General features: G+C 53.0%; 23 protein-coding genes. 7 read left to right on the top strand and 16 right to left on the bottom strand.

The window, feature by feature from the left end; all coding sequences use genetic code 11:
• Positions 1 to 117 precede the first annotated feature (117 nt).
• On the bottom strand, positions 118 to 1,467 hold the full coding sequence (locus OI69_RS10775; protein WP_039349951.1) for an MFS transporter: 1,350 nt from the start codon (positions 1,465 to 1,467) through the stop codon (positions 118 to 120).
• 212 nt (positions 1,468 to 1,679) lie between these two features.
• A complete protein-coding gene (locus OI69_RS10770) occupies positions 1,680 to 2,594 on the bottom strand; it encodes a GntR family transcriptional regulator (RefSeq protein ID WP_039349948.1) in 915 nt (304 codons plus the stop codon).
• Between the two features lie 141 nt (positions 2,595 to 2,735).
• On the opposite strand from OI69_RS10770, the gene OI69_RS10765 reads away from it, so the two are divergent.
• Positions 2,736 to 3,758: a zinc-binding alcohol dehydrogenase family protein gene (locus OI69_RS10765; protein ID WP_039349944.1), complete on the top strand. Its 1,023-nt coding sequence runs from the start codon at positions 2,736 to 2,738 to the stop codon at positions 3,756 to 3,758.
• A gap of 13 nt (positions 3,759 to 3,771) precedes the next feature.
• Positions 3,772 to 5,217 (top strand): tagaturonate reductase, encoded by a 1,446-nt coding sequence (locus OI69_RS10760; RefSeq protein WP_039349941.1) that lies wholly within the window; start codon positions 3,772 to 3,774, stop codon positions 5,215 to 5,217.
• Between the two features lie 62 nt (positions 5,218 to 5,279).
• On the opposite strand, the gene OI69_RS10755 is transcribed toward OI69_RS10760, so the two are convergent.
• Positions 5,280 to 6,191, bottom strand: a complete 912-nt coding sequence (locus OI69_RS10755; RefSeq protein ID WP_039349938.1) for an EamA family transporter — start codon at positions 6,189 to 6,191, stop codon at positions 5,280 to 5,282.
• Positions 6,192 to 6,355: 164 nt separating this feature from the next.
• Complete coding sequence (locus OI69_RS10750) at positions 6,356 to 7,564, bottom strand: aldose 1-epimerase family protein (protein ID WP_039349935.1); 1,209 nt, start codon at positions 7,562 to 7,564, stop codon at positions 6,356 to 6,358.
• 393 nt (positions 7,565 to 7,957) lie between these two features.
• Here OI69_RS10750 and OI69_RS10745 point away from each other — a divergent pair, with 393 nt between their 5' ends.
• A complete protein-coding gene (locus OI69_RS10745; RefSeq protein ID WP_039349932.1) occupies positions 7,958 to 9,214 on the top strand; it encodes a valine--pyruvate transaminase in 1,257 nt (418 codons plus the stop codon).
• 86 nt (positions 9,215 to 9,300) lie between these two features.
• On the opposite strand, the gene OI69_RS10740 is transcribed toward OI69_RS10745, so the two are convergent.
• On the bottom strand, positions 9,301 to 10,950 hold the full coding sequence (locus OI69_RS10740) for a methyl-accepting chemotaxis protein (protein WP_039349929.1): 1,650 nt from the start codon (positions 10,948 to 10,950) through the stop codon (positions 9,301 to 9,303).
• A 585-nt stretch (positions 10,951 to 11,535) separates the two neighbouring features.
• On the opposite strand from OI69_RS10740, the gene OI69_RS10735 reads away from it, so the two are divergent.
• Complete coding sequence (locus OI69_RS10735) at positions 11,536 to 11,922, top strand: hypothetical protein (RefSeq protein WP_200886921.1); 387 nt, start codon at positions 11,536 to 11,538, stop codon at positions 11,920 to 11,922.
• A gap of 88 nt (positions 11,923 to 12,010) precedes the next feature.
• On the opposite strand, the gene OI69_RS10730 is transcribed toward OI69_RS10735, so the two are convergent.
• The 3 genes from OI69_RS10730 to aldA form a co-directional block, all read right to left on the bottom strand.
• Positions 12,011 to 13,207 (bottom strand): AI-2E family transporter, encoded by a 1,197-nt coding sequence (locus OI69_RS10730; RefSeq protein WP_039349923.1) that lies wholly within the window; start codon positions 13,205 to 13,207, stop codon positions 12,011 to 12,013.
• Between the two features lie 128 nt (positions 13,208 to 13,335).
• Positions 13,336 to 14,496 carry an FMN-dependent L-lactate dehydrogenase LldD gene (gene lldD, locus OI69_RS10725; protein ID WP_039349921.1) on the bottom strand — a complete coding sequence of 387 codons (1,161 nt, stop codon included), beginning with the start codon at positions 14,494 to 14,496 and terminating at the stop codon, positions 13,336 to 13,338.
• A 209-nt stretch (positions 14,497 to 14,705) separates the two neighbouring features.
• A complete protein-coding gene (gene aldA / locus OI69_RS10720) occupies positions 14,706 to 16,145 on the bottom strand; it encodes an aldehyde dehydrogenase (RefSeq protein WP_039349919.1) in 1,440 nt (479 codons plus the stop codon).
• 265 nt (positions 16,146 to 16,410) lie between these two features.
• Between aldA and OI69_RS10715 the strand changes: the two genes are divergently transcribed.
• On the top strand, positions 16,411 to 16,692 hold the full coding sequence (locus tag OI69_RS10715) for a CopG family ribbon-helix-helix protein (protein ID WP_039349917.1): 282 nt from the start codon (positions 16,411 to 16,413) through the stop codon (positions 16,690 to 16,692).
• Positions 16,692 to 16,967, top strand: coding sequence for a type II toxin-antitoxin system RelE/ParE family toxin (locus OI69_RS10710; protein WP_039349911.1), 276 nt, complete (start codon positions 16,692 to 16,694; stop codon positions 16,965 to 16,967). The genes OI69_RS10715 and OI69_RS10710 overlap by 1 nt, the downstream gene beginning before the upstream one ends.
• 52 nt (positions 16,968 to 17,019) lie before the next feature.
• Here OI69_RS10710 and OI69_RS10705 read toward each other — a convergent pair whose 3' ends face one another.
• The 8 genes from OI69_RS10705 to OI69_RS10670 are packed head-to-tail and all read right to left on the bottom strand — an operon-like array spanning position 17,020 to position 25,133.
• Positions 17,020 to 18,108 carry a fatty acid desaturase family protein gene (locus OI69_RS10705; RefSeq protein ID WP_039350173.1) on the bottom strand — a complete coding sequence of 363 codons (1,089 nt, stop codon included), beginning with the start codon at positions 18,106 to 18,108 and terminating at the stop codon, positions 17,020 to 17,022.
• A complete protein-coding gene (locus OI69_RS10700; RefSeq protein WP_039349908.1) occupies positions 18,108 to 19,235 on the bottom strand; it encodes a fatty acid desaturase family protein in 1,128 nt (375 codons plus the stop codon). Before OI69_RS10700 ends, OI69_RS10705 begins: the two co-directional genes overlap by 1 nt.
• Positions 19,225 to 20,352, bottom strand: a complete 1,128-nt coding sequence (locus tag OI69_RS10695) for a sterol desaturase family protein (protein ID WP_039349905.1) — start codon at positions 20,350 to 20,352, stop codon at positions 19,225 to 19,227. The genes OI69_RS10700 and OI69_RS10695 overlap by 11 nt, the downstream gene beginning before the upstream one ends.
• 4 nt (positions 20,353 to 20,356) lie before the next feature.
• Complete coding sequence (locus tag OI69_RS10690; RefSeq protein ID WP_039349903.1) at positions 20,357 to 21,013, bottom strand: phosphatase PAP2 family protein; 657 nt, start codon at positions 21,011 to 21,013, stop codon at positions 20,357 to 20,359.
• Positions 21,010 to 22,296 carry a F390 synthetase-related protein gene (locus tag OI69_RS10685; RefSeq protein ID WP_039349900.1) on the bottom strand — a complete coding sequence of 429 codons (1,287 nt, stop codon included), beginning with the start codon at positions 22,294 to 22,296 and terminating at the stop codon, positions 21,010 to 21,012. The genes OI69_RS10690 and OI69_RS10685 overlap by 4 nt, the downstream gene beginning before the upstream one ends.
• Positions 22,293 to 23,099 (bottom strand): MBL fold metallo-hydrolase, encoded by an 807-nt coding sequence (locus OI69_RS10680; RefSeq protein ID WP_039349898.1) that lies wholly within the window; start codon positions 23,097 to 23,099, stop codon positions 22,293 to 22,295. The genes OI69_RS10685 and OI69_RS10680 overlap by 4 nt, the downstream gene beginning before the upstream one ends.
• The gene (locus tag OI69_RS10675; protein ID WP_039349894.1) at positions 23,092 to 24,120 is read right to left on the bottom strand and encodes an NAD-dependent epimerase/dehydratase family protein; all 1,029 of its coding nucleotides are present in this window, start codon (positions 24,118 to 24,120) and stop codon (positions 23,092 to 23,094) included. The genes OI69_RS10680 and OI69_RS10675 overlap by 8 nt, the downstream gene beginning before the upstream one ends.
• The gene (locus tag OI69_RS10670) at positions 24,117 to 25,133 is read right to left on the bottom strand and encodes a 3-oxoacyl-[acyl-carrier-protein] synthase III C-terminal domain-containing protein (protein WP_052198351.1); all 1,017 of its coding nucleotides are present in this window, start codon (positions 25,131 to 25,133) and stop codon (positions 24,117 to 24,119) included. Before OI69_RS10670 ends, OI69_RS10675 begins: the two co-directional genes overlap by 4 nt.
• A gap of 198 nt (positions 25,134 to 25,331) precedes the next feature.
• On the opposite strand from OI69_RS10670, the gene OI69_RS10665 reads away from it, so the two are divergent.
• Positions 25,332 to 25,673: a GlpM family protein gene (locus tag OI69_RS10665; RefSeq protein ID WP_039349890.1), complete on the top strand. Its 342-nt coding sequence runs from the start codon at positions 25,332 to 25,334 to the stop codon at positions 25,671 to 25,673.
• The last annotated feature ends 12 nt before the right edge of the window (positions 25,674 to 25,685 follow it).

Raw genomic sequence — 25,685 nt, 5'->3', positions numbered from 1 at the left:
AGCACATTGGGCCATCCTGGCAACGCTGCACGATCAAGACGCACCGTCAGAAGGCAATGTGACAAAAAACCGCCCCGCAAAAGAAAGGGACAAATAAGAATGCGGGGCGGCGGAGAACTAATCCTGACGAGGATCGCTAATCGGTTGACGAACAAGGAAGATATAGGCCAGAGCACCCAATACCGTCACACAGCCACAGATGATCAGCGCCAGGCGGAAAGAATGCGTAGTGTCCACAATAAAACCCGTCACGATGGGGGCAAACGAGGCACAGATGAAACTGGCAAAGTTTTGGATACTGCCGACCGATGCCGTCATACGTGATGCAACAGCGACATGGATCAGCCCCCAGCACGATGTGCCCGCGAAGTGGATGCAGAACAGCGCCATACTAATCAGTAACACGGCTTCCATTGAGGCTGTCGCCTGTGGAACCACAAAGGTAAACGCCGCAGAACACAACATACCGGCAATAATGCAGATTTTACGGCTCTTGATCGGTGCCATACCCCTTTTCACGAGCCAGTCCGTGACATAGCCGTTTACCAGCATCCCAGCGGCACCAAACAGGAAAGGGATCGCCGCCATCAGACCCGTGCTTTTTAAATCCAGATTATAAGCCGTTTGCAGATAACCGGGCAGCCAGGCTAGATATAACCATGCGGTATAGTTGATGCCGCTAAAACCGAGCATCATGCCCCACATCGTGCGGTTACGGAACAGGCTACGCCATTCAACAAAACTCAGCGGATCGCGGCGAACATTCACGCTGCCTGCGTTCAGGTAAGATTGCTCATCAGCAGTGAGTTCAATCTGCTCACGGTTGCGATACAACATATACCAGCCGATAGCGAGGAAAACGCCGAAGAGGCCGATGGTAATGAACATACCGCGCCAGCCCATGACTAACATCATCGCCGCCAGAATCGGTGGGCTTATCGCAACACCAATGGTTGAAGCCGCATTAAAGAATCCCATCGGGCGGCCACGTTCTTTGATGTTAAACCAGTCGTTGATCACCTTCACGCCGCATGGGTTCATCGGTGCTTCGCCAATCCCCATACCAATACGAACCAGTACGAACTGCGTGAAGCTGTGTACCATGCCAGACAACGCCTGAAACAGTGACCAGAAAAACATGCCAAGACCTAGCATGATGCGCGGGCCTTTACGATCCAACAATGGTCCACAAGGAAGTTGCGCAATCCCATAGGCAAGCGAGAAAACGGAGAGTAATGCACCGATCTCCGTCGCACTTAGTCCCAACTCCTGACGAATCGTTAAATTAGCTACCGACAGAGAACTTCGGTCGAGATAATTAATCACCGCAGCAAAAAATAGCAGAATCATTGCCGTAGTCTGAATACGTTTAATTCGACTACTGCGTTGAATTATTCCTTCTGGCGGTACTGAAGAATGGGTATCGAACGAAGAACGCGGGTCTAGCGTTATATTATTCTTTTCCACGCCTGGCTCCTGAATATTATAATTTTATCTTTACTCAACTCAGGGTTGAGTAAAGTAGTTTTAAACGGAAAGCAATGAAATACGTCATCACCACTCACGAGTTTTTATTAATACAGTCGACTTCTCGTGAGCATAGAAAGAGATATTTCTCAGGCATTTTTATTTTGATAAAACCGTGCTCTTGATAATGATTTATGGTTTTTAATTGGTTTTTAATAATCAGTCTGAACCGTCTGGTTAATTGAGCGAATCATCGATTGTTTAGCTGAATTCAAATGGTTACGCAGCGCCAGTGTGGCATCCAGATCGCTCCGGCAGATCAACGCGCTGAGGATGGTCATGTGCTCGTCAATCGCTATGATGTTCCGCTGTTTGAGATCGCTTTCATCCCACTGGTAGTGGAAATGGAATATTACTGAGATAATTTCAAGAGACTGATCAAAAAAGACATTTTCAGCAGCAGAAAGTAAAAGTGCATGAAAGCTACGGTCGAGCTGCGAGAACATACGAAAGCTGCTGCCAATGCTGTCACGTAACATGCGGTGGCGCTCCAGCAAGGTTTTGGCCTGTAGCCAGCGAGGGTCGTCGTCCGGCAAATTAAGGAAATGTTGCAGAGCATGCGTTTCCAACATTTCCCGTAATTCAAAGAGCTGTTCCGCGTATGCCTGATCGAACTCTTTCATGCTCCACTGCCCGCGTTTTTCGTTCTGAATCAGGTTGTAGCGCCCGAACTTTAGCAGATACTCGCGAACGACTACCGGGCTGACACCCGCGTCACGCGCGAGCTGTAGTTCTGAGAAGACCTCACCGGCACGGAGCTGACGCTGGTTGATCATGGTGAAAAATGCCTGCTCGAAAATGCGGTTCTGCTCATCCATCGGTGCGGTAATGCAGGTGAACCCATCGTTATGGTCGGGTTTTCGGGCCATCACATAATCGCTGCCAACCTGTGTAAGCACACCGCAGTCACGCAGGTGAACCAGAATATGACGCACCGTGGTGCGGCTAATGTTATACATCTCCGCCAGCGCATTTTGCGACGGCAGAGGCGAAGGAATATGGCCACGGGCCATATCATCGATAATCTGATTAATGACATTGTGACGTAAATTTTGTGAACGGCTCATGAGAGATCTCCTTTTTGGCCTACATTAAAAACCGATTTAAAACATTTTTATGAGTTCGCATTCACAATTTACAGCTCCTGTCTCTCATCAATATTTTTTTTCATCAATATCTGAGAAAACAAAAAACAGGAGAGAACAATCATGTCAACGATGAATACATTAACTTGCCAGGAACCGAAAAAACTTGTTTGGGAAAAACGTGAAATACCTATTCCGGGTGAGAATGAAGCATTAATTAAAATTAAGTCTGTGGGTATTTGTGGAACAGATATTCATGCCTGGGGAGGGAACCAACCCTTTTTTAGCTACCCACGCGTATTAGGTCACGAAATATGTGGTGAGGTTGTCGATACAGGAAAAAACGTACTTCAATTTAAAAAAGGCCAGCAGGTTGCCGTCATTCCCTACGTCGCCTGTCAGCAATGTCCCGCTTGCAAGAGCGGCCGCACAAACTGTTGCGAGAAAATTTCAGTCATTGGTGTACATCAGGACGGCGGATTCAGCGAATATCTGGCGGTTCCGGCCACAAACATACTGCTTGCAGAAGGGATCGATCCACAGGCGGCGGCATTAATCGAACCTTACGCCATTAGCGCACATGCCGTTCGCCGGGCGAAAGTGCTACCTGGTGAACAGGTGTTGGTTGTCGGTGCCGGCCCCATTGGCCTCGGCGCAGCAGCCATCGCCAAAGCAGACGGTGCTCACGTAGTGGTTGCGGATACCAGCGCTGCCCGCCGTGAACACGTCATTGCCAACCTGAATCTGTCGGTCGTCGATCCTTCCGCCGAGGATTTTGCAACCCAGCTACGCGCCGAATTTGGCGGTTCATTGGCAGAAAAAGTGATTGATGCCACGGGAAATCAGCATGCTATGAACAACACCATTAACCTGATCCGCCACGGTGGCAGCATCGTGTTTGTCGGTCTGTTTAAGGGCGATTTACAGTTCTCAGACCCTGAATTCCATAAGAAAGAAACTACGATGATGGGCAGTCGTAACGCCACACCGGAAGATTTCGCCAAAGTAGGCCGTCTGATGTCTGAAGGAAAACTCACCGCAGAAATGATGCTGACGCACCGTTACCCCTTTACCACCCTGGCTGACATCTACGAAAAGGATGTCATTAACAACCGTGAGCTAATCAAAGGCGTCATCACATTCTGATGAGGGAATAATCATGAACACATTGAATCGGAAAGACTTTCCCGGCGCATCTTATCCAACAAAAGTGATTCAGTTTGGTGAAGGTAACTTCCTGCGCGCCTTTGTGGACTGGCAGTTAGATGTGCTGAATGAGAAGACCAACCTTCAAGCCGGCGTGACGATTGTGCGCCCCATTAATACCGATTTCCCGCCGTCACTCAATACGCAAGATGGGCTTTACACGACGGTCATTCGGGGGCTTAACGAGCAGGGCGAGGCCGTTAGCGACGCGCGCCTGATCCGCTCAGTCAATAACGAGATTAACCCCTACCAACATTTTGCCGATTATCTGGCATTAGCCCATAACGCCGCCATTCGCTTTGTTTTCTCAAACACCACGGAAGCGGGCATCAGCTACCATGCTGGCGATAGCCTCAACGATACGCCGCCGGTCAGTTTTCCCGCCAAGCTGACACGCTTGTTGTTGGAGCGCTTTACGCATTTTAACGGTGAAAGCGATAAAGGCTGGGTCATCATCCCCTGCGAACTGATCGACTATAACGGCGAGGCGCTCAAAGCTCTGGTTCTGCGTTATGCTCAGGAATGGCAACTCTCACCAGCATTTATCGACTGGATTGAGACGGCCAATACCTTCTGTTCCACGCTCGTGGACAGAATCGTAACGGGATATCCGCGCGAAGAGTCGTCAGCGCTGGAAGAGAAATTAGGCTACCACGATGCCTTTCTGGATACCGCTGAACATTTTTACCTCTTTGTCATTCAAGGCCCCAACTGGCTGGCAGATGAGCTGAAACTTGCAGAATGCCCGCTTAATATCCGCCTTGTTGACGACATCAGGCCATATAAAGAACGTAAAGTGGCGATTCTGAATGGTGCGCACACCGCCCTGGTTCCGGTTGCCTGGCTCTGCGGGCTGGATACGGTAGGTGAAGCCATGCAGGACGCGGATATACGTCGCTTTGTAGAAAATACGCTACATCAAGAGATCATCCCGGTGCTGGATTTACCGGCGAATGAGTTGCGTGAATTTGCCGATGCCGTCACTGGGCGTTTTCAGAACCCCTACATTCGCCATCAGTTGCTCTCCATCGCGCTTAATGGCATGACTAAATTCCGCACACGTATTCTGCCGCAGTTGCTGGCAGGCCACCGCAACGGGCGTTTTCCCACACGGTTGACGTTTGCTCTGGCCGCACTGATTGCCTTCTATCGCGGAGAAAGAACGGGCGAAACCTATCCTTTGCAGGACAATGAGCAGTGGCTCACTCGCTACCGCCAATTGTGGCCACGCGTGGGGATCGATCTAACCGTGCATGAATTGGTCAACGAGGTACTCGCAGATAGCGCGCACTGGGGGGAAGATCTCTCTCAGCGGTCAGGTTTAGTGGATCAGGTGGCGGCCGATCTGAACGATGTCTTGGCGCAAGGGATGCGTCAGACGCTGAAAGCACGAGGATAATAACGATCAACAGCGCCGATTGGCGCTGTTTTCCCTTGCCAGATCATACACACTCACATCCACTACAACTGCCGTGCGGGCCGCCACGAACGCAGTCGCGCACCAAACACATTCACCAGCAGGCCAACCATAATCAGCACCGCACCCAGAATCTGTAACAACGAAAGAGATTCCCCCAGAAAAACAGCGGCGCTGACCAGCCCCACCACCGGCACCAGCAGCGACAAGGGAGCCACACGCCAGGTTTCATAACGCGCCAGCAGGCTTCCCCAAATGCCATAACCAATGATGGTTGCCGCAAACGCCAGATACATCAGAGATAAAATCGTCGGCAGTTGGATAGTCGTTAAACTGTGCACAATCGCGTCTTTGCCCTCAAACAGCCAGGCACTGAGGAAAAACGGCACGACAGGCACCAACGCGCCCCACACCACCAGTGACATGATGCGTACATCGCTGTTTTTGCTCATGATAATTTTATTGGTGATGTTACCCAGCGCCCATGACAGCGCCGCCGCCAGCGTCAGCAACAGCGTAGTGGTGGTCATCCCAGATGACAGTTGCAGCACCGTGCGCCCTTCCGCCAATACCACCATCCCTATCGCCGCCACCAGAATCCCGACAACGTGATTCCAACGTAGTTTTTCCGATAGCAAAACCGCCCCCGCCAGCAGCGTGAAGAAGGCCTGAGCCTGTAACACCAGCGACGCAATACCCGCAGGCATACCCAGTTTGATGGCGAGAAACAGGAAACCAAACTGGAAAAAGCTGATCGTCATACCATACGCAAGCAGCCATTTAAGAGGAATACGTGGGAAAGGAACAAAGAAAATAGCCGGGAGTGCCACCAGTGAAAAACGCAGTCCAGCCAGTAAAAAAGGAGGCATGTCGTTCAGCCCGACTTTAATCACGACAAAATTCCCCCCCCATAACACCACAACACATAGCGCCAGTAGCGCATCTTTCAACGACATCCTCATCCCCTGATCACATTCGTAACAAATACCTTCCCCACGTTACGCGTAAAATGAAGAAACGGATAAGAAAAGATAATTATGGCGTGACGTGACAATGCCGAAGCGTGACCATGAGGAACGATGACCGACCACCGTCATGCAGTGGTCGGCATATGTGACGATTACTCGATGGCGATCGGCTTTTCCGTCAGCGTGGTTTTGTTGTCACCCTGAATGGCTTTCACTTTCTGTTCTGTTTTCTGTACCGCGTCAGCATTGCTCAACAGGCTATACGTCAACTCAAACGTCGTGCTCTGACCAGGCTGTAGCTTTTTGACCCGCCCTTGTTCACGCTCTATCGTCACCGGATAGGCGTAGTTAGTACCGGGTTCGATCCCCGTAACGTAGCCCTGTTTTGCCGTATCGGTATTTTTCCACAGCGTCAGCAGCGGCAGTTGATGAGTATCAAAGGCAATCGACACACCTTTCTCTCCCGCCTTGTTCACCAGCGCCGCCAGCGTTTTTCCCTGCGCATCCGTATACGGCGTAATGTTAAACACCATTTCATCAAAGTCTTTGGTCGGCCCTTTATAGGTTTGCCAGGTTTCCAGCCCCGCTTTCGCATGGTCATTGAACGGCGAAATCTCTTTTACCGGCGCGATGAAACGCGCGCCCTCTTCCAAAATCGGCGTGCCGAAATTGCTGTGGTAGATAATCTGATAATCGCGCGGGTAATCGGCTTTGTTGGTCAGCACATCGTGCACGGTAAACGATTCGCTGCCGGGGACGTAACGCAGTTCAGTCCAGGTTTCCAGATTCGACTTCTTGAAGCTGTTTTCTTTCAGCAGCCCCCGCACCGTAATGGTATGCGGCGCGCTATCGCTGACTTCTACTACCACTTTTGAGGCTGGCGTGTTACCCGCCCGGCCATGCAGGGTATAGATCATGCCATCACTGACCACCGGGTGCCCTGTCCATTCGAACCCACAGCGCACCATCATTTCGTTGAAACCTTCCAGCCAGCCAAGTCCGTTACGGCTTTCCAGATTAATGGTATTCGGATTGACCACCTCATCAACCGGCGAATCCCAACCCAAACGGATGTTTTTGCCTGTGACATGCAGTAAATTCATCCCTCGCGTCGGGCTGAGGGCGATCTTCAGGCCGTCCTGACTGGTAATCGTAATCACTTTACTGCCTTCCTGACGCCCACCGTGCAGGACTTTTTGCTCAATGCTGAAGTGCTGATTTTTGATCTTCAGAGCATCACTGCCAATTTGCCAATTTCCCTTTTCTACACTGCTTTCAGCATCTGTCAGCACAAACGTCTGCGCCGATAACTGCCATGAGCTAAGCGCCAGTGTAGTGCCTAGTGCCAGTAATTTTTTCATGTTAACCATCCCTCTTGGCTGAATTGTTTTAGCTAATGCGAGCTAAAGACTACAAATCAGCGGATGGTCAGAATGTGATAACTATCACCAGATGGAAAAATTCGGCATTGTTGCGCTATTTATCTGATTAATGTCACTTATTATGTATAAATGAATACAATATTTTCATCATTATTGAGATATTGATCGGTAAAAGCTGACATCGTTTCAGCAAATTAAATCATGCTGTCTCACTCCCCTTTTCCCGCCAACAGCCCAATCAGTCATTCATGCTTAATTTAAAAAATATGATGGAATAAAAAATCGCAAGACTGTTTTTTGACCACATTGCACCCTATCAGCGCAAGCGTTATGGTTGCCGTTAACCTGTGTACGACTACTGATAAATAAACGATGAACTTTTCTCTTTTCGGCAAAAAATTTACGCGCCACGCGGGCATCACTCAATTAATGGACGATCTGAATGAAGGACTGCGTACGCCGGGCGCCATCATGCTGGGAGGCGGTAATCCGGCGCACATTCCAGAGATGGATAGCTACTTCCAGCAGTTGTGCCAGGAGATGCTGGAACAAGGGAAATTAACGGAAGCGCTATGCAACTACGACGGCCCGCAAGGCAAGGATACGCTGCTCAACGCGTTGGCCGACCTCCTGCGTAATGAATTAGGCTGGCAGATTGAGCCACAGAATATTGCGCTGACAAATGGCAGTCAGAGTGCGTTTTTCTACTTATTTAACCTGTTTGGCGGGCGTCACAACGATGGCAGCCTGAAAAAGGTACTGTTTCCGCTGGCACCGGAATACATCGGCTATGCGGATTCCGGGCTGGACGACAACATGTTTGTCTCCGTTCGTCCCCAGATCGAACGGTTACCCGAAGGGCAATTTAAATATCACGTCGATTTCGAGCACCTGTCGATAACCGATGATATCGGGCTGATTTGCGTCTCTCGTCCGACCAATCCGACCGGTAACGTGCTAACCGACGACGAACTGATGCGTCTGGATAGGCTGGCGCAGCAGCACAACATTCCTCTGCTGATTGACAATGCCTATGGTGTGCCGTTCCCCGGCATCATCTTCAGCGATGCGACGCCGCTGTGGAACCCGAACATCATCCTGTGTATGAGCCTGTCGAAATTGGGGCTGCCCGGCTCACGCTGTGGCATCGTGATTGCGGATGAAAAAGTGATTTCGGCAATCGGTAACATGAACGGCATCATTAGCCTGTCTCCGGGGGCAATCGGCCCGGCACTGGCACATGAGATGATTCAGCGCGGCGACCTTTTGCGTTTATCTAACGACGTCGTTCGACCGTTCTATCAGCAGCGCGTAACAGAAACCATCACGATCATTCGCCGTTATCTGTCACCGGAACAGTGTCTGATTCATAAACCGGAAGGCGCGATCTTCCTGTGGCTGTGGTTCAAAGATTTGCCTATCACCACAGAATTGCTGTACCAGCGTCTGAAAAAGCGTGGTGTCCTGATGGTGCCGGGTCATTATTTCTTCCCCGGCATGGAGCAGGAATGGCCGCACGCTCACCAGTGCATGCGCATGAATTATGTGCCGGAACCAGAGAAAATCGAACGCGGTATCGCGATTCTGGCGGAAGAAGTTGAAAAGGCGATGCAGGAACGCAATCAATAAGCCCCAGCGCACCTGCTGACACTGTTCAACCGATACCGTGGTCTTGACGAACCCGGCATAACGCCAGGTTCGTCACTGACCGAATATCAGAAGGTTTCCCAGTTATCATTATCTGCGGCTTTTGGCGCAGGCGTGCTTGATGACAGTAGACGAGCGGCAGGACGTTCTTGCTGTATTGCCGGATGCGATGCTGCCGCGCTCCCCACTTTAAAGACCGCCACCACTTCGGCAAGACGACGGGCCTGATCGCTCAATGACGTCGATGCCGCAGTAGATCCTTCCACCAGTACCGCATTTTGCTGGGTCATCTGATCCAGATTATTAACCGCCTGATTGATTTGACCAATCCCATCACGCTGTTCGCTTGTAGAAATCGTTATCTCGCCGATCAGTTCAGACACGCGATTTACGCTCTCGACGATCTCGTCCATCGCCTGTCCTGCCTGCGATACCTGTTCCGACCCCGCCTCAACGCTGCTGACGGACGTCCCGATCAGCGTTTTGATCTCTTTGGCAGCTTCAGCGCTGCGTTGCGCCAGATTGCGTACTTCACCGGCAACCACTGCAAAGCCCCTTCCCTGTTCTCCCGCGCGCGCCGCTTCCACCGCAGCATTCAGAGCGAGAATATTGGTCTGGAACGCAATAGAATCAATCACGTTGGTGATATCAGTAATTTTTCGCGAGCTGGTAGTGATGTTTTCCATACTTTTCACTACGCGCTCAACGACATCGCCGCCCTGCTTGGCCGCCTGCGCGGCGACGGAAGCAAGCTGGTTGGCCTGCCGTGCCGTGTCGGCTGACTGACCGACCATCGTAGTGATCTGTTCCATGCTGGCGGCGGTCTCTTCCAGATTCGCCGCCGTTTGCTCGGTGCGCGACGCAAGCTCCGTGCTACCATTGGCTATCTCACCGGATTGCAGTTGGATTTCGTGAATCGTATCGCGCACCTGCGAGACAAGCTGACTCAATGACCCATTCATCGTCACAACGGAGCGAATTAACTCGCCCAGTTCGTCGTTTCGCTGCGTCGTCATGGTGCCGGTCAGATCGCCGGAAGCGACTCGGCTGGCAAATTGCGCCACGGATGACAGCGTTCTGATAATTTGCCGCCGCAGCAGTTCAATAATGAGTAATATCAGCACGGCAATCGCGCTTCCCAGTATCAGGGAGGTGACCATCGAGCGCGTCATATCGTCGTTCAGCACGCCACGCATGGCCGTGACCGACTGCCGTTGAATCTCCTCAAAATGCTCGACCGATTCGATCAATCCTCTGGCGGCAGGTTCGAACTCTTGCGTGAAAATCTGTTGAGATTGCTCAAATAGCCCCTGCTGTTTCAGATGACGGATCTTTTCCGTCGAACTTATCGCTTTCTCGGTGTGAAATTGGAGCTGCTTGAGCGTAGTGCGTTCGTCATTATTCAGCGGCATCGCTTCAATGGCCTTCAGCTCTTTCACGAAGGCCTCCTGCGTCGCGAGGATATCCGGGCTTAACAGCCCTTCAAGCGATAAATCGCGGCTGGCGGTAACAGCACGAATACGGGCAACGTTAGTATGGATGTAACCTGTCATACGAATAGCTCTTCCTGAGCGTTCATTACTAAGAAAAATAACCTCTTCAGACTGCGCCCGCATTTTTTTTGCGCTATATGTTGTCCAACTAATCAGAGCAATAAAAGCCACAATAAAAAAAAGACCGACTAAAAGAAGCTGTTTTGATAAAGAAAGATTACGCATGGAAGAAACCTGTATTATGTCAGTAAAGACAATATCGGCCTGGCAGATCGCTTCTTGAGTACATTCACTTCACAAACAACCATTTATTTTAGATAACGTTATACCTAGAAGTCTCACGTCTCATGGTGCGAAGACAGTGCAGCCTTCATATTATGCAACGCTATTTAACAGGTTAATTAAGAATGAAAATCCTTCCATAAAGAAACTATGTAGTTCAATTGAATTGATAAGAATAAAAAAAAATAATCTCTATATAAAATAGAGCATTAGTTTTTTATAAAAAAAAAATGGTTATCCACATTAATATGATGATGAAAATAGACGCAGTTTTTCTCGGGAAATGAATTCTCAGGGAATGAAAAGGTAAATGACCGCCAGTTTTGAGTACCTGACCGACCGGGTGGCAGAGAGCGGCCCTGTCGGTACTGAGCCACGGTCAATACCGAAGAACAATCCCCTCATTGATGGCATCCTCCTCCTTTACCTTTATAAAATCGGAACATCCTGATTATGCTACGCCGTTTTCTATTCGAAAATTCAAGCACTATTCCCTCACCTTAGAACACTATTGACGAATGAGGCAACGTGGCAATTTCTCTCTATTACACTGCTCGACGCAAAAGATCCCTGAGCCCACAAGAGATATCTGCCGTGAAGGAGATCGTCCAACACTACTCCGTTAATGAACAAATTGAGCAATATCTGGCGACTGGTGAAGGCCCGAATTGGGAATCCTTTGATTTCACACTGAACGTGAAAATCGGTAACCTTTTCCGCAAGGGAATTGTGCTGTCCGGTTCAACCAAACTCCCTGACAACGGTGAAGAGGCCACTTGGGTTGGTGTACAGCACTGGTGCCAATGTTTATCCGAAATACGCGGTGTTCTGACACACTGTGAATGGCACGTATCGGTCGACGATCATGTTATTCCGTGGAGTCATGAGGTGAATGCCTATGATCCTGCACGTTAGAAACGTTGGCCTTTGGCGCTAACCGACGCCCCCACAGGCGTGGTGTGGACACGCCCAGGGGCAAACCATTGGATTTAGCGCAAACGGCTTACTCTGCTTGCTTATTCTGCGAGTCTGGCGTTTCCGTGTTGCTCTCCGCTGGTTGGCTCACCACCACATCGGCACCTTCAGCGTTTACCGTACTGGCGTAGAGGCGGCCTTCCTCGATAAAATCTTCATCGATGCTTTCAATATTCTCCTGATTGTCACGCCCCGAGAGGATGTTCCAGCAGGCGATAAACAGTGCGGCAATCAACGGACCAATCACAAAACCGTTGATACCGTAGATTTCCATGCCGCCCAGCGTAGCGATCAGAATCAGGTAGTCCGGCATTTTGGTGTCTTTTCCCACCAGCAACGGACGCAAAATGTTGTCCACCAGCCCAATCACCAACACGAAGAACGCGACGATGAAGATCGCCTGCCAGAGCATATCCGTTGCAAAGAGGTAGATCGCAGCAGGCACCCAGATAATCGCCGACCCCACCGCGGGGATCAACGACAGGAACGCCATCAGCGAGCCCCACAACAGGCTGCCTTCTATTCCTGCGATAGAAAACGCAATGCCGCCCAACGTCCCTTGCACTATCGCCACCACGGCGGTGCCTTTCACCGTCGCCCGGGATACGGCGGCAAACTTCACCAGCAGGTGGTGCTTAACATGGGTGGACAGCGGCAGCGACTCCAGAATCAGGTTCACCAGATAGGAACCGTCTTTCAGGAGGAAAAAGAGCAGGTAGAGCATCACCCCGAAGCCAACAAAGAAGGTGAACGTCCCCTTACCAATCAGCAGCACGCTTCCTGCCAGATATTGCCCGCCTTTCAGCGCGACCTGAGACAGCTCTTGCTGTATTTTAGCGGCATTATCAAGATTGTGTTCCGCCAGAAAATGCCGCGCCCATCTAGGCAGATGCTGGAGTATCTCCGCCAGTACGACAGGGAAACGCGTATTGCTATCCTGTAGTCGGGTATACACCTCGTTAATTTCAACCACCAGCGAGGAAACAATCACCCCCAATGGAATGAAGACGATCAGGAAGATGATGAGCACCGTCAGCAGCGAGGCAAGACCGTTGCGGTCGTTTAATTTTTGCCGAATTTTGCTTTTCAGCGGATGGAAGATGACGGCCAACACCGCCGCCCACAGGATGGCGGAGTAATACGGTGCCAGTATGTCAAAAAACGCCAGCGTAACGACAAATAAGATAAGGATGAAGAATCCTTTCGTAAGCCCTTTAATATTCACAACGATTTCCCCTTCGTTCAATCTGCTCTCGAAATATAGAACGAAGTGGGGCGTTTGCAATATTGGAAAACGCCCTCGCCCGCTGAAAAACCATCACATGGCGAGAAACACTCACCGCGTGATGCGTTTTACAGCCCATCTAATCGCCGTTGGGTCGCTTGCACCAGCGAGTCGGCAGTGATATCGGCGATGGATTTAGCACCCGTGAGCGTCATCGCCACACGCATCTCTTTCTCGATCAGGTTCAACAGGTTAACCACACCCGCTTCGCCCGCTGCCGCCAGCGCGTAGACAAACGCGCGTCCGAGCATGACGCTATCCGCTCCCAGCGCAATCATGCGCACCACGTCCAGTCCGGTACGAATACCGGAATCCGCCAGAATGGTGATATCACCTTTCACCGCATCGGCGATGGCGGGCAGTGCATGTGCCGTCGACAGCACGCCATCCAGTTGGCGGCCACCGTGATTGGAGACGACGATGCCGTCTGCACCAAACTTTACCGCTTCTTTGGCATCTTCCGGGTCGAGAATGCCTTTGATGATCATCGGCCCTTTCCACATCTCGCGGATCCATGCCAAATCCTGCCACGAAATAGAGGGATCGAAATTTGCCGCCAGCCAGCCGATGTAGTCTTCCAACGTCGTCGGCGTGCCGCGATAGGCAGACACGTTACCCAAATCGTGCGGCTTACCGTTCAGGCCGACGTCCCACGCCCACTGCGGATGCACTATCGCCTGCAAAATACGGCGCGCCGCCGCATTCGGCCCGCTCATGCCGGAATGCGCATCACGGTAGCGTGCACCCGGCGTCGGCATGTCCACGGTGAACACCAGCGTCTTGACCCCAGCGGCCTGCGCCCGCTCCAGCGCATTGCGCATAAAACCACGATCTTTTAACACATAGAGCTGGAACCACATCGGGCGGTTGATCGCGGGCGCAACTTCCTCAATCGGGCAAACGGAAACGGTAGACAACGTAAACGGTATACCTTTCTGTTCCGCCGCACGCGCGGCCTGCACTTCGCCGCGGCGGGCATACATACCGGTCAGGCCAACGGGGGCCAGCACCACTGGCATCGCCAGTTTTTCGCCGAACAAGTGGGTTTCGAGACTCAGGTCAGACATATTTTTCAGGATACGCTGGCGCAGCGCGATATCCGCCAGATCGCTAGTATTACGCCTGAGCGTATGCTCGTTGTACGCCCCACCATCGATGTAGTGGAAAAGAAATGGCGGCAGCCTACGCTGCGCCGCCGCCCGGTAGTCCGTTGAAGCAGAGATGATCATCGTCCTTTCCCATCCTTCTTCTGGTTTGTGCCACGAATACGGTCAGTGGCACTGTTACTGGAACTGCTTTGAGTGGAATTCATACTGTTCACTTCACCTGCTTTTAGGGGAAACACAGGGGGAGGTTCCCGCTGGGAGGCCTCACCCCTGTGGTCGCCCCGTGTATCTCGATGCTGAAACGATCGGCATGACTTTAGTGAAATTGCCTGTTAGTGAAACTGTAAATACGCGACATGCGTTTGCAGATATTCCTGCAAGCCGTGCTTACCATCCGCGCCACCCACACCGGATTTACGCCAGCCCGCATGGAAGCCCTGCATCGCCTCGAAGTTCTCGCGGTTGATGTAGGTTTCGCCGAATTTCAGCCCTTTCAGCGCCTTCATCGCGGTGTTGATGTTTTGCGTATAGATGGAGGAGGTCAGACCATATTCGCTGTCGTTCGCCATCGTAATCGCCTCTTCCAGCGTGTCGAAGGTCGCGACAGGCAGCACAGGGCCAAACACCTCTTCGTGCATGATCGGCATCTCTTGTTTCACGTCCACCAGTAGCGTCGGCGGGTAGAAATAGCCCGTACCGTTTTCACGCTTGCCGCCGAGTAACACCGTTGCGCCCTGCGACACCGCTTTCGCCACTTTGTCTTCCACGCGCTGTAGTGCTGCTGCGCTGATCAGTGGCCCCATATCCAGCGCCTTTTGCTCCGCCGTGTTGCCGAAAGTCACCTGCTCCATCGCCGCTTTAATGCGGGAGACAAACTCGTCGTAAATGCCTTTCTGCACATACACGCGCTCGGCGCAGTTACACACCTGCCCGCTATTGATGACGCGAGAGCTGACAATGGCTTTCACCGCCAGATCGAGATCGGCATCGTCCATCACGATGGCGGGGGCTTTGCCGCCCAGTTCCAGCGACACCTTTGTGACGTTCTGCGCCGCCGCCGTCATAGTCGCGATCCCCGCCGCTACGCTGCCAGTCAGGCTGACCATCCCCACTTTCGGATTTGCAGCCAGCTCTTGTCCGACCGTTGGCCCGTAGCCGGTAACGAAATTGATGACGCCTTTCGGCAGGCCAATCTTGTGAATGATTTCGGCGAAAATCACCGCATTATTCGGTGTGATCTCGCTCGGTTTGATGACGATAGTATTGCCAGTAATCAGCGCCGGTGCCGCTTTGCGCGCAATCAGGAAGAAAGGGAAGTTCCACGGCAGAATACCGGTCGTAACGCCAATCGCTTTGCGGAAGACGAAGATGTTTTCATTCGGGCGATCGCTCTGAATAATTTCACCTTCGTAACGGCGCGCCCACTCCGCCATGTAGTCGAGATAGTCAGCGGTGAACAGTACTTCCGTCTGCGCCAGACCGTGCGTTTTCCCGCCTTCGGAAATGATGGTGTCGGTCAGTTCGGCTTCGCGCTCGCGGATGCCGTCGGCGATCTTGTGCAACCAGATGCCGCGCTCTACCGCTGGCAGCGCTTCCCAGCCCGGCTGTGCCGCTTCTGCCGCGTCTATGGCTCTCTTTGCATCGTCAGCGGAGCCTTCAGGGATCTGCGAAATGACCTGCTCTGTGGCTGGATTCACCACATCAATCCACTTCCCGCTGCGGTTTTCAACAAACTCACCGTTGATGTACATACGTTTCTGGATGGGGCTCATGTCAGATATCTCCAAAGTAGGGTAAGGGAATATCACGCATAAACGAGTTGTTAATAAAACACGTCTTTTTTGTGAAGTTTTGCCATGCTGCACGATCTATGCCGCGTTTACCTTTTCATGGCTGCCATCCAAGTCTAGCAAGTGGCAAAAAAGTCATGCTGGGAATGTCTGACGTAACACTTTTGCAAAGTAGCGGGGTTTGATTGATGTAGTATGAATCACTATGATTAACTATGAATCAAACTAAATAATTTGGAATCGATCAATGAAGAACAATACGACACAAACAACAACCAAAGTTCTGACCGCACATATACCGCTACACATGGCTGACAAAGTAGACCAAATGGCAGCCCGGCTTGAACGCTCACGCGGTTGGGTCATGAAGCAGGCACTTTCTGCATGGATCGCCCAAGAGGAAGAACGAGATCGCCTGACCCAAGAGGCATTAGCAGACGTGGATGAAGGACGAGTTATCGATCATCAAGCAGTTCAGGCTTGGGCTGACAGTCTTGGTACTGACCAACAACTCCCGGTGCCGCGTTGATGGAAGTTAAGTGGACTAGCAAGGCACTATCAGATTTAGCACGCTTGTATGAATTTCTTGCTCTGGCCAACCAACCTGCTGCAACGCGGGTGATACAGGCGCTGACTCAAGCCCCTGCCATTCTGCTAACCAATCCACGTATTGGAGAACAGTTGTTCCAGTTCGAGCCACGCGAGGTTAGGCGGATTTTCATTGGAGAGTACGAAGTTCGTTATGAAATCTTTGAGGCGACCATTTATGTACTGCGGCTATGGCACACCAGAGAAAATCGTTGAGAGGACAACGTTCCCCCCAACAAGCATTATCAATATATTGATAAATATCTAATTATCCTTTCCCCATCTTTTTAAGAAAACGCTGTTGTTCAACCAAAATCCCTTTCAACGTCATGCAGTGATAGTCAATGCCGTAACGCGGCGCAACATCCGCAATAATTTTCGACAGCGCGGGATAATGCCGATGATTCCAGTTGGGGAAAATGTGGTGTGTGAGGTGCATATTGAGCTGCCCCAGCCAGTAGCCCAGCCAGGCGGGACGGGTAGACCAGTCCACCGTGGTGGAAAAGACGTGATAATAGCGACCATGCCTGAACAGCCCATCTTCCGGTGCCTGATAGAACGTCCCTTTTGCCCAGTGCGACCCGAGGATCAGGACGACAAAAATCAGCGACGACAGCATCTGGCTCAGCAGGTAAACCAGCAGCAGCGAACTGATGCTAATGATGGTCGGCGACAACAGCCAGTAAGGGATCGCCAGCGCCAGCAGAGCATGCAGCGTTTTAGAAAGCAGGAAAATCTCCCAGCCCTTCACGCCCTGAAGCGTCATATTGCGCGTCACCTGCGTTTTCCCTGCGCGATCGATCCAGTCAAAAAACCAGATGATGCAGGGAAAGGTCAGCGACGCCACCAGCGGCCAGTAGTAGCGCTGTGCGCGCATAAAACCGCGAAATCGGTGGTAGGGCGATTGCCGCAACACGCCGTTCTCTTCGATATCCAGATCGTAATGCTGCACATTTACATGCGCATGATGGAAAATCACATGCCGCACCCGCCAGCAGTCGGAATCCATACCGAGCGGAATACTCACCACAATATTGAGCAGGCGATTCGCCCATGGCTGACGGAAAAAGACGTTATGCGAGGCATCATGTATTACATTCACCGCCAGAAACATGGCGGTAAAAATAAAACCAAAATAGCAGCCAGCAAAACCCCACAGCGTCGTCTGCCGGAGGCTGAAGCCATAACACGTCAGACACAGCGCCACCAGAAACAGCATCTTGCCGATAAACCCGGCGTTGGCAAAACGGTGATCGCCCGTTGCGGCCAGATAGTCATTTGCCGCCTTCATCAATGCCCGATGCAATGCCAGATCGCGTCCCTGTTCATAGCGTAGCGGCTTCAACGGTGCGGGCATCATCTTTCCTCCCTTTCCTCTGCTACGCTACGCTGATCGTCCCCCTTGCCCATCGATTGCAAAAACCGGCGCTGACTCGCCAATAGCTCACCATAGGTAATACAGCGATAGTCCATGCCATGCTCGGCGGCAAGGCGTCGTAAAATCGCAGCCAGCGCAGGGTAATGGCGATGGTGCCACCCCGGAAAAAGATGATGCGTCAGATGTAAATGCAGCCCACCCGTCCAGTGCTCAAGCCAGCGCGGCGTTGGCAGCCAGTCACAGGCGGTCGCGAAATTGTGCTGATACCAGCCCTGCGGCATCGCCTCTGCCTCGCTCACGGCATAGAACTCGGCTTCAGCCCAGTGCGTACCCAGCAGTAAAAATACCACCAGCAAGGAGGCCAACATCTGTCCCAGCAGATAACTTAACAACACGACGCCAGAGCTAATTCCCTGTGCAGCGCACACCATGATGGGGATCACCAGTAACAGCAGGATGTGACCAACCTTGCTGCCGATAAACAGCATCCACCCGCGATAGCCGGACTTCATCACACGAGGGTTAACGGGGGTTTTACCCAGGCGATCTGCCCAGTCAAAGATCCAGGCGATATAGGGGAGCGACAACGATGCCACCAGCGGCCAGTAAAGATGCTGATAACGCATGTAGGCACGGTGGCGCTGAAACGGCGTCTGGCGGAAAATCCCGTTCTCTTCCGTATCCAGATCGTAATGTTCCACATTGGGATAAAGATGGTGGAAGTCCACATGACGCAAACGCCAGTAATCAGGATCGATGCCTAACGGCAATGTCACAATCCGCCCGACGATGCGGTTGAGCGTTCGATGGCGGAAAAACGTATTATGCGAGGCATCATGATTCACGATGATATTCAATAACATCGACAGCATGATGAAAGAAAAATAGCTCAGAAAAAACGCCCATGCCGTTTGCTGCATTAAGCACAGCACGTAACAGGCGATACAGCATAAAAACAACAATCCGGCCTTCACAAACTGGCGGCTATCGGCAAAGCGATGATCGTGGTGAGCGCGCAGATAAGCCGAGGTTTCCCGTTGTAATGCCCGGTGAAAAGCCTGTTCACCCTTCGCAGGGTACGGTCGGGCGGGCAGTTCATGCGCCATTTTCCTGCGCCTCCGTCAGAGGGCGTCGACCCCAGCCGACAGCCACTGCCAGCCCGTGCAGCGCCAGCATCAACATCGTTATCTTCCAGTAGAGCGCTTCCCACCCCAGATAGACAAGAAACACGGCGGGGAACAGTAAAACCACCAGCAGCCAGGCGTAAATACCCCAGCGTTGCCCTTCGGAAATGCCGCCCAGCGCAATCGCCCCGCCGACCAGCAGCAGGAATAGCGCCGCCTGCGACAGATTGGCGGAATCATAACCGTAGCCATACAGGTAGACATAGCCCACCACCAGCGCAAACAGCAGCATCGCACCGGCAATCAGCGCCATAGGGGTACAGTAAAACGTCGCCTGACGTCTGCGGCCTACCGACAATTTCAGGTACGACATAAACGGCAGGTTACTGGCCCAGAACGGGTTTTTCGATGGCGTTTCTCTGCCTGCGCCGTAGCGGAATGGCGTATCCGGTAGCTGTGGACAAAAGCTGCCGAACAGTTTGTCCCAAAAAATGAAGGTGCCGCCGAAATTCTTATCGGCGTACGCGCGGTCATTCACATGATGTACCCGATGGTGTGCTGGCGTCACCAGCACCTTTTCCAGCCAACCCAGCTTGGGCGTCATGGCATTATGATTAAAGAGTTGGACGCTGTAATGCAGGATGGACACGGTAACGAACACATACAGCGGGACACCGAGCAACGCCAGAATCAGGAAGAACGGGATGGAGGTCAGCGAGGAATACCATGAGTTACGCACGCCCAGCGACAGATTAAAATGTTCGCCCTGATGATGCACCACATGCACCGCCCACAGCACGCCAAAGGTATGGTGCAGGCGATGTAACCAATAAAAGCCGAAATCCCAGGCGAGTATCGCGAACAGCCACATCAGCACCGGCGGCCAGCTTTCCACCCAGCCCAGGCTGAAATGCGTTGCGACATAGCCATAGCAAAAAATCTCCACGCTACGAAAAAGCCACAGCATGATATGCCCGGAATTCAGGTTGAAAACCACGTCATGCCAGTTCACCTTCTCACGCTGCATCCACTGCAAAACCAGCGCTTCGCCAACGACCACAACCAGCATGAGGACTATCGGTAGTGCCAAATCGATCATGATTTCACTCCTGCTGACGCTTATCGTTAGGCGACGGATCCCGTGCAGATATCGCTTTTATCGCCTCTCGGCTGCGCAGAAACATCCATCCGGTCATGCCCGCCAGCATCGCCCCGGTCACCAGATCGATGAACAGGTGGCGGCGCAGTTGCAGGATGGAAAAGGCAATCGCCGCGCCCCATAGCAGATAAAGGCCGGTTCTCACCTTGTGCTGGCCGTCGCTCATTGCCCACACCGCCAACACCGTGAGCGCAATATGCAGCGACGGCAGGCAATTCTGCGGCGAATCGATGCGTTGCAAAAGCTGTAACAAACGGGCGGAAAGGCCATCGCCGATGACCTGAGGATACACCATCGTGGTGGGAAAAATCAGATACACCGCGCCCGCGATCAACGCGGTAAGCTGCGTAGCCTGACGTAGCCCTGCCAGACGCCCCAGCGGGCAAGATAAATAAGACAGCGGAATAATGATGAAAAAAGAGAGATACAGCCAGATAGCCGAGGGGCTAAAGGGGACCCTTTCATCAATGAATGACGTCGGCAGCACCGTACCCTGGCGCTGAAACTGCGCACTCAGGTGATACACTACGCCGACCGTTCCCCAGCCGAAAAGCAATGCTTGCAACCGCAATAGCAGCGCGGTGTGAGGGAGTCTGCTCATGCTTCCTCCTTCAGGCGGGTGATCCGTCTACGCTTGTGCGTAAATTCCGGCGCAATCTCACCCGCAGTGAGATGCCACTGTAGCCGCGACACATCAACCCCCTGTAACGCAAACTGCTGCGCCAGACTGTCCCGACAGGCTTCCAGCTCTGGCACGCTGCACGCGGCGGATAAATGCAGCGTGGTTTCACCCTGCTGTACCAGCCGATAGTCGGCATACAGCGGCAGCGCGTTGGCGATCACCCGGCTACAGAGATCGGCAAACACGGTCTGAGTCTGACCACAACGTCCCGGCAGTTGCAGGCTGTCATCGCGGCGCCCTTCAATACGGGCAATCGCCATCGTCACCCGACCACACGCACAGGGTTCCTGCTGTTTGACCAACACATCATCCAGCCGATAGCGCACAATCGGCTGCGTGCTGCGGGTGAAATCGGTAATGACGGGCGTAAAGCGTGCGTCATCCAGCCACTGCGGCTCGATGTGAATAAATTCTTCATTGAGGTGCAGCGTGCCGTATTCGCAGGTCGAGGCCAGAAAGCCTTCCGTCGCCTGATACACCTCACCGACCTGCCCAAAAACCTGCTGTAGCAGGTGTTTATCCTGCGGTTCCAACACCTCGGCCACGGAAATCACCTTTTTGACCGACAGGCGCAGTTCCCCGCGCCGTACCGCCAGCGCCAACTCACGCAGCACCTGCGCAGGGGCGACGATAATCGACGGCGACCACGCCTCCAGCCGCGAAAAATGGTCGGAAAACGGCGCGAAGAGATCGTAAAATGACAGGCTGAGCCAGCGGTTATCGACGCTGTGATACAGGTTATTATCCGCTCGCAGGAACAGCGCCACCCGCTCACCGGCGCGTAAACCATCCGGCAGCATTTTCGCCAGCATACCGCCCGCCCAAACCTGCTGTTCACGCGGGCTGACGACAAACAGGCCACGCTGCCCCGACGTACCGGATGACAATCCGACGCTGAACCCGCGCACATGCGGCGTGAAGTCACGTTCGGCCTCACTGCGACGCGCGCAGGCGAGCAGGTCGTCCCGCTTCAGCCCGGCGGTGTTCATCCGGTCGAATTCGGCCATCATCACGGTTTTATCCATCGTCGGCCAGTCTGCCATGGGCCGTTGGCAGTAAGGGCGAAAATAGGGGCTACGCGCCAGCACGCGCCGCGCAAAACGGGCAAGCTGGCGCTGCTGATAGCGCTCAAGCGCCGCACGAGTCGCAAAACGCAGGCGTCTGGCGCGGAAATAGTGCCAGAGTGTCATCAGCGGGATCATAAATCGCCCTCATGGCACAGTCGAATCTCGACCTGCCCGTTCAGGTGCAACTGGTGCAGTTGATCCAGCGTGTGGTAGTAAGCTTTTGGATCGTCCATGACCAGATTCGCCAACCGCGATGGCCCGCGCCCTTCGCGATAGCTATGCGGCGACCAGGCGGCATCGCTTGCCAGCAGCACCCAGCCGTTTTCCGTCAGCACAAACGCACCAAGGTGCCCGACGGCATGACCGGGCAATGGCACCAACACGATTTCTTTATCGCTACCGGGCAGCGCATAGCCTTGCGTAAACGGTGTCAGCTCAGCAGGCAGATCGGTAAGCGGAAAATTCTCGATAAACTGGATCGCCTGCTCGAAATATTCAGGGATCAACGCAGGGACAAACGCCCGCTTCAACGCCGCGAAACCACGCAGATGGCGCGTCTGCTGCCAGCCCTGCGCCGAACAGATAAACGGTACATTAGGGAAGTCCCGCAGCCCTGCGATATGGTCGCCGTGAAAATGGGAAATGATCAGACCATCGATATCCGCCGGTTGGATGCCCTGTGCATCTAGCTGGTGAATCAGGGCGTCTTTGGTTTCAAAATGCACTGGCGTCATTCTGCGGTATAGCTGAAACAGGCCGGAACGCGTGGCATCGGTAAAATGCTGGGCATAGCCGGTATCCCACAGCCAGCGCCTGCCCTGACTTTCCAGCATCCAGACCCGTGCCGGAAAGCGGCATACTTTCCATCCCGCACCGCGCAGCGCCATACAGCCCGGATGCAGGCAGTACCCTACTTCAAACGTCGAGATATTAGCCATGTCCGTCAGTGCTCCGCTGCGTAAGGTGGGTGTTGAACCAGTGACCCGTTAACGCGATACCTTGCTGGAGGGAAAAACGCGGCTGATAGCCTAACTCGCGCTGCGCTTTCTCCGCACTGAGCGTCATATCGAAATTCACCGCTCCTGCGCTGTAGCGCGTCAGCAGCGGCTCCTTGCGGCTAAACCACGAGAACAGCTCCATGCCACCAGCCACCGCGTGCAATAACGGATACGGCACGGCCTTAACGCGATAATTCATGCCCAACTGCCCGACCAGCAGTGACTGGAGCATGTCGGCAAGACGCGCAGGTTCATGATTGGTGATGTTGTAGGCCGAGCCTGAAACCAGCCCCGTGCGCTGGCTGGCGAGCATCATCGCTTCCACCACGTTGCCAACGAACGTCAGATCCAGCAGCGCTTCACCGCCGCGCGGCAGGCGCAGCACGCCGCCGCCTACCGCGATCTGTTCCAGAATGCGCGGCAGGATCACACGGTCATGGGGGCCGAACAGCCCACGCGGGCGCAGGATCACGTAGGTGGTTTGCGGATAGCGCGACGTCAGCGCCTGAAAGCGTTCTTCCGCCAGAAACTTGGTCTGCGCATAGTGATTAGCAAAGCGCACCGCGCGGTAGCTTTCCTCAATATTCAGATGATGTTGGAAATCAAAATAGATCGCAGGCGTGGAGATATGAACAAAACGCGGGATGCCCAACTGACCAGCAGCCTCAGCCAGCCGCGCCGTCACCTCGGTGTTATTCTGATAAAAATCATGATATTGCCCCCACGGTGAGGATTTCGCGGCACAGTGCCAGACCACCTCACAGCCGTTCATCAATAATCGCAACTGCTCGACCGAGGTTTCCACCAAATCAATACCGGCGAACTGCGCACCCAGCGCTTCAAGCTGTCGCCCCACCGTGCGATCGCGCCCGCAGGCCGTAACCTGATGCCCAGCCTGAAGCAGCCATTCCACCGCGTTACGCCCCAACCCGCTGGTTGCCCCCGTGACAAAGATCCTCATGGAATCAAGACCATGCCGCCCAGCGTCAGCCCCGCTGCCGTCCCCACCAGCATCGCGGGTTCACCTTCAGGCAGGCGTTGCGTCACAATAGCATGATGCAGCGCCGTCGGAATCGAGGCGGCAACCTGATTACCGTGATAGCGATAAATATCAATCAGCCTTTCCGTCGGGATCGCCAGCCGTTTGCGCATGTGCTCCAGCGACAGGTGGCTGGCCTGATGCGGGATCACCGCCGCCATCTGCTCCAGCGAATAGCCGCTGGCCTCCAGTAGCCGTTGCAGATAGCCCTCAATCAAGGCCGAAGCCTGCCGGAACAGCCGTTTTCCCTGCATATGGAACAGAAAATCATGCAGTTCCATCCCAGCCCGTGGGTTACGCAAGGTGCCACCGGCGCGGATTTGACACAGTTCATTACCCTCTGGATAGGTTTCCAGCAAACATGCCGCAATCCCACTGCGACCATCGCCACGTTCAACAATGGCACACGCGGCACCATCGCCAAAAATCAGTGACGACTCTTCGTCATCCCAGTCGATCCCGCGTGACGCCAGTTCGGTAGAGACAATCGCAATGCGCCGATAGGCACCCGTATTTAACAGCCCAGCCGCTACCTGAAGCGCGGAAATAAAGCTGACGCAACTGCTATTAATATCGAAACAGGCCGTCCCTTTTGGCAAAGGCGACACTTTTAGTACATGACTGGCGCTATAAGGCAGCGCCTGAATCGGAATCGCGGAGGCAAACAGCAGCAGATCGATGGACGCTGGCGTAATAATTCCCCGTGCCAGCGCATCCTTTAACGCCGCCACGCCGAGTTCAGCCTGACTGGCCTGATTATCCGCATGGTGGCGATAAATAATACCTGAACGGCTTTCGACGTAACCAGCAGGTTTATTGAGCCGTCGATCTAATTCGACCGAGGTTACACGCTGTGCAGGAAGCGCGCTGCCGGTAGCAATAATCTTGAGTGGAACGACTCCCTGAGTGATGGCATGACTTTGCGTCTTCAACATCAATCCTTCCCAGATACATTATTGTTGTGCTTGTGCTAACAGCATTAGCATGCACAGTGTTTACTCATTCTTCTGCTAAGAATAACGAAATCGTCACAAATTGAAATATTACGCTGTGCGGTCGCACTATTCCATCCCGAGACTTTTTCGCTATTCTCTGTACATTCCCGATGCTGAATCAAGCCAGAAGTTATACTTATGTCATTGTTTATCAAATCGGTTATCGGTGCGCTGATCGTATTACTCATCAGCGTACTGGCAAAAAGCCGCAACTATTATATCGCCGGACTGGTGCCGCTTTTCCCGACATTTGCCCTTATTGCACATTACATCGTTGGCACTGAGCGTGGGCTGGAAGCGCTACGTGCCACCATCCTGTTTGGCATTTGGTCCGTTATTCCTTATCTGGCTTATCTCATCTCGCTTTATTACTTTACTGCATGGATGAAATTGCCACAGGCACTACTTGCGGCGGTCGTATGCTGGAGTATATCAGCGGCACTGCTGATCAAAATCTGGACGTGGTATCAGGGGAGTTAACCACTGGCAGAA

The sequence above is a fragment of the Pectobacterium fontis genome, assembly GCF_000803215.1.
Taxonomy (GTDB): domain Bacteria; phylum Pseudomonadota; class Gammaproteobacteria; order Enterobacterales; family Enterobacteriaceae; genus Pectobacterium; species Pectobacterium fontis.
Note: the sequence above shows the minus strand (reverse complement) of the source record. Positions and strands in the feature narration are given on the sequence as shown.

What these genes read in the sequence shown, in the direction of transcription:
- OI69_RS10770 (WP_039349948.1), bottom strand. Translation starts at nt 2,594, where the DNA reads ATGAGCCGTTCACAAAATTTACGTCACAATGTCATTAATCAGATTATC.
- OI69_RS10765 (WP_039349944.1), top strand. Translation starts at nt 2,736, where the DNA reads ATGTCAACGATGAATACATTAACTTGCCAGGAACCGAAAAAACTTGTT.
- OI69_RS10760 (WP_039349941.1), top strand. Translation starts at nt 3,772, where the DNA reads ATGAACACATTGAATCGGAAAGACTTTCCCGGCGCATCTTATCCAACA.
- OI69_RS10755 (WP_039349938.1), bottom strand. Translation starts at nt 6,191, where the DNA reads ATGTCGTTGAAAGATGCGCTACTGGCGCTATGTGTTGTGGTGTTATGG.
- OI69_RS10750 (WP_039349935.1), bottom strand. Translation starts at nt 7,564, where the DNA reads ATGAAAAAATTACTGGCACTAGGCACTACACTGGCGCTTAGCTCATGG.
- OI69_RS10745 (WP_039349932.1), top strand. Translation starts at nt 7,958, where the DNA reads ATGAACTTTTCTCTTTTCGGCAAAAAATTTACGCGCCACGCGGGCATC.
- OI69_RS10740 (WP_039349929.1), bottom strand. Translation starts at nt 10,950, where the DNA reads ATGCGTAATCTTTCTTTATCAAAACAGCTTCTTTTAGTCGGTCTTTTT.
- lldD (WP_039349921.1), bottom strand. Translation starts at nt 14,496, where the DNA reads ATGATCATCTCTGCTTCAACGGACTACCGGGCGGCGGCGCAGCGTAGG.
- aldA (WP_039349919.1), bottom strand. Translation starts at nt 16,145, where the DNA reads ATGAGCCCCATCCAGAAACGTATGTACATCAACGGTGAGTTTGTTGAA.
- OI69_RS10715 (WP_039349917.1), top strand. Translation starts at nt 16,411, where the DNA reads ATGAAGAACAATACGACACAAACAACAACCAAAGTTCTGACCGCACAT.
- OI69_RS10710 (WP_039349911.1), top strand. Translation starts at nt 16,692, where the DNA reads ATGGAAGTTAAGTGGACTAGCAAGGCACTATCAGATTTAGCACGCTTG.
- OI69_RS10705 (WP_039350173.1), bottom strand. Translation starts at nt 18,108, where the DNA reads ATGCCCGCACCGTTGAAGCCGCTACGCTATGAACAGGGACGCGATCTG.
- OI69_RS10700 (WP_039349908.1), bottom strand. Translation starts at nt 19,235, where the DNA reads ATGGCGCATGAACTGCCCGCCCGACCGTACCCTGCGAAGGGTGAACAG.
- OI69_RS10695 (WP_039349905.1), bottom strand. Translation starts at nt 20,352, where the DNA reads ATGATCGATTTGGCACTACCGATAGTCCTCATGCTGGTTGTGGTCGTT.
- OI69_RS10690 (WP_039349903.1), bottom strand. Translation starts at nt 21,013, where the DNA reads ATGAGCAGACTCCCTCACACCGCGCTGCTATTGCGGTTGCAAGCATTG.
- OI69_RS10685 (WP_039349900.1), bottom strand. Translation starts at nt 22,296, where the DNA reads ATGATCCCGCTGATGACACTCTGGCACTATTTCCGCGCCAGACGCCTG.
- OI69_RS10680 (WP_039349898.1), bottom strand. Translation starts at nt 23,099, where the DNA reads ATGGCTAATATCTCGACGTTTGAAGTAGGGTACTGCCTGCATCCGGGC.
- OI69_RS10675 (WP_039349894.1), bottom strand. Translation starts at nt 24,120, where the DNA reads ATGAGGATCTTTGTCACGGGGGCAACCAGCGGGTTGGGGCGTAACGCG.
- OI69_RS10670 (WP_052198351.1), bottom strand. Translation starts at nt 25,133, where the DNA reads ATGTTGAAGACGCAAAGTCATGCCATCACTCAGGGAGTCGTTCCACTC.
- OI69_RS10665 (WP_039349890.1), top strand. Translation starts at nt 25,332, where the DNA reads ATGTCATTGTTTATCAAATCGGTTATCGGTGCGCTGATCGTATTACTC.